The sequence below is a fragment of the Mesorhizobium sp. M7A.F.Ca.CA.002.09.1.1 genome (assembly GCF_003998555.1).
Lineage (GTDB): Bacteria > Pseudomonadota > Alphaproteobacteria > Rhizobiales > Rhizobiaceae > Mesorhizobium > Mesorhizobium ciceri.
On sequence record NZ_RZRR01000711.1, the window covers coordinates 1 to 2994 of the forward strand.

Genomic DNA, 2994 nt, shown 5'->3' on the forward strand with positions numbered 1-2994 from the left:
AGCTTGCGGCCGCCGAGCAGCCGCCAGACAGGAACGCCAAGCGATTTGCCAAGAATGTCCCACAGCGCGATGTCGACGGCGCTGATCGCCGCGATGCTCATGCCGCGCCGCGCCAGCTGCGGCATGGCGTGGCCGCCGCGTGCGGCGCTGTCGTGGCGCACGCCATTGTAGAGCATCTCCCAGATGATGCCGATGTCGGCCGGATCGCGGCCGACCAGCTGCGGCCCGACTTCATGGTTCAGCATGTGGACGAGTGCACCGTAGCTGCCGGCACTGCCGGCGGCGTTCTTGCCTTCGCCCCAGCCGACCAGCCCGTCATCGGTCTCGATGCGCAGGATGGCGGCGTCGAAGGTCGTCACCTGACCGAAGTCGCTGCGGTGCTGCCGAGCGGCTTCGATCGGAACGCGGATCCACCAGGCTTGGACGGACTTGATACGCATATTCTTCCCCAGCCCTGCGCCGGTCAGGGCGGAAGGGCGAATTTCCCTGAGGCAGTCGACTACTTGATCAGCGGCAGCAACGTTTCGGCGTTGATGCGCATCTGGTCGGTGTAGAATTTCTCGGTGAGCACGCTGGAGCCGTGGTCCTGGATGAACTTCAGCTGTTCGGGCGAGATATCGACCGGATTGCGCTCGACCATGTCGGGATAGGGGGCCGCCGGCGTCCGGTCGACGGGCGCGACGAACTCGTTGGTCAGCGCGCCGTCGTAGCCGATCTCGCGCAAGGTGGCGACGATCTTCGGCCAGTCGATCTGGCCGAGACCGGCGGCGAAGCGGTTGTTGTCGGCGACATGGAAGTCGAACAGGCGCTTTCCGGCCTGCCGGATCGCGTCATAGACGTTAAATTCTTCCATATGGAGGTGGTAGGCGTCGAGGCAGACACCGCATTCGGGGCTGACCGCGTCGGCCAAAGCCAGCGCCTGGGCGCCGCGATTGAACAGATAGGTCTCGAAGCGGTTGAGCGGTTCAACAGCGATCTTGACGCCGACCTTCTTGGCGTGGGTGAAGCATTCGCGGGTGGCGTCGACGACCCACTTCCATTCCTCTTCCTCGGTGCCGTCAGGCACGACCTTGCCGACGGTCGCCGGAACCAGCGTGATGATCTCGCCATCGAGTTCGCTGACCATGGTCAGCACGTCCTTGACATACTGAACGGAACGCTCGCGCTGGCCCTGGTTCCTGGCGGCAAGGTTGCGCTCGCCCAGCATCAGGGTCACCGCGCCCCAGCAACGAATGCCATGCTCCTTCAGCAGCGCCCGGGTCTCCCTGGTTTTGTACTGCTCGGGTTCGCCGGAAATCTCGATCGACTCATAGCCGAATTTCTTGATGCGCTTGAGCGTCGTTTCCAAGGGTTCCGCGCGCATCCAGTTGTGCGTCGAAAGATGCATGGTCTGTCCTTCCCAACTCGTCTCTATGGTTCGCCTGCGACATGCATCGCCAAAAGGCGACACAAAGGTTCCTCCCCAAGGCGTTCCCAGCCTTTTCTCGCAAACTGGTTCGACCAATTGGGCCTGAAGCGAGGTCTACAGCAAATTATCCGGATCGGCAAGAAGCGCCGGGATGCAACTTTCGCTGTGGAGTATTTCCTTGATTATATTGAGATATATATGCCTGCGCCGGGTGGTTTTGGGGTCATGATGGCGCATTGCAAGGCTTGACCAAAATTCCACATTTGGTAATACCAGAATGGTGGTGCGTGCAAGCGCCCGTTGAGAAAAGACCAAAGTGGCTGGCCCTGTTTCCAATCGGCGCTATGCTCGGTCGCGAGAGAAATGAGGGAGGATGCCGATGCCGACGACAATGAAGGGCCCGGGGCTGTTTCTGGCGCAGTTCGCGGGCGACGCCGCGCCGTTCAACTCACTGGCGTCGATCACCAAATGGGCGGCCGGTCTCGGCTACAAGGGCGTGCAGATCCCGACCTGGGACGCGCGGCTGTTCGATCTCAAGAAGGCGGCCTCTTCCAAGGCCTATTGCGACGAGGTGAAAGGCATTTGCGCCGACGCCGGCGTCGAGATCACGGAATTGTCGACGCATCTGCAGGGGCAATTGGTGGCGGTGCATCCTGCCTATGACGCGCAGATGGATGGCTTTGCGCCGCCATCGGTGCACAACAATCCCGCAGCCCGGCAGAAGTGGGCTGTCGAGCAGATGAAGTTCGGCGCTAAAGCATCGCGTAATCTAGGCCTGAATGCTTCAGTGTCGTTTACCGGCTCGCTGGCTTTCCCTTACCTCTATCCGTTCCCGCAGCGGCCGGCTGGACTCATTGAGGAAGCGTTTGGCGAGCTCGGCAAACGCTGGAAGCCGATTCTCGACGTGTACGAGGACAACGGCGTCGATGTCGGCTATGAAATTCACCCGTCTGAAGACGTTTTCGACGGCGCCACTTTCGAGATGTTCCTCGACGCGGTCGGCGGCCACAGGCGCTGCAACATCAATTACGATCCGTCGCATTTCCTGCTGCAGCAGCTCGACTATCTCGAATTCATCGACATCTATCACGAGCGCATCAAGGCGTTCCACGTCAAGGACGCCGAGTTCAACCCGACCGGCCGGCAAGGCGTCTATTCCGGCTATCAGAGCTGGACCAACCGCGCCGGGCGCTTCCGTTCGCTGGGCGATGGACAGGTGGATTTCGGCGGCATCTTCTCCAAGCTGACGCAGTACAATTATGATTCCTGGGCGGTGCTGGAGTGGGAGTGCTGCCTGAAGCATCCGGAGGATGGTGCGGCCGAAGGCGCGCCTTTCATCGAGCACCACATCATCCGGGTGACGGAAAAGGCATTCGACGACTTCGCCGCTGGCACCACCGACAAGAAGTTGCTGCGCGCCATGATGGGAATCTAGCTCGATTTTCCCTCCCCTTCGCGGGGAGGGTGGCCCAAAGGCCGGGTGGGTCGGTTCACACCGCGCTCTGCCTCAACGACCCCACCCGATCCGCTGCGCGGATCGACCTCCCCTCAAGGGGGGCAAGCAACAGCGAGGAGCAAGATATGGT

Annotated in this window: 2 protein-coding genes and 1 pseudogene; 1 reads left to right on the forward strand and 2 read right to left on the reverse strand. The window is 61.2% G+C overall.

What is annotated here, in order from left to right; all coding sequences use genetic code 11:
* Positions 1–440, reverse strand: a pseudogene (locus EN994_RS24895) (mandelate racemase/muconate lactonizing enzyme family protein); the annotation flags it as partial.
* A gap of 59 nt (positions 441–499) precedes the next feature.
* Positions 500–1387: a sugar phosphate isomerase/epimerase gene (locus EN994_RS24900; RefSeq protein WP_013529508.1), complete on the reverse strand. Its 888-nt coding sequence runs from the start codon at positions 1385–1387 to the stop codon at positions 500–502.
* Between the two features lie 400 nt (positions 1388–1787).
* Between EN994_RS24900 and EN994_RS24905 the strand changes: the two genes are divergently transcribed.
* Positions 1788–2843 (forward strand): sugar phosphate isomerase/epimerase, encoded by a 1056-nt coding sequence (locus EN994_RS24905; RefSeq protein WP_063169045.1) that lies wholly within the window; start codon positions 1788–1790, stop codon positions 2841–2843.
* The last annotated feature ends 151 nt before the right edge of the window (positions 2844–2994 follow it).

Bases quoted from the DNA above. Each gene is read 5' to 3' on its own strand.
- EN994_RS24900 (WP_013529508.1), bottom strand. From the start codon at position 1,387: ATGCATCTTTCGACGCACAACTGGATGCGCGCGGAACCCTTGGAAACG.
- EN994_RS24905 (WP_063169045.1), top strand. From the start codon at position 1,788: ATGCCGACGACAATGAAGGGCCCGGGGCTGTTTCTGGCGCAGTTCGCG.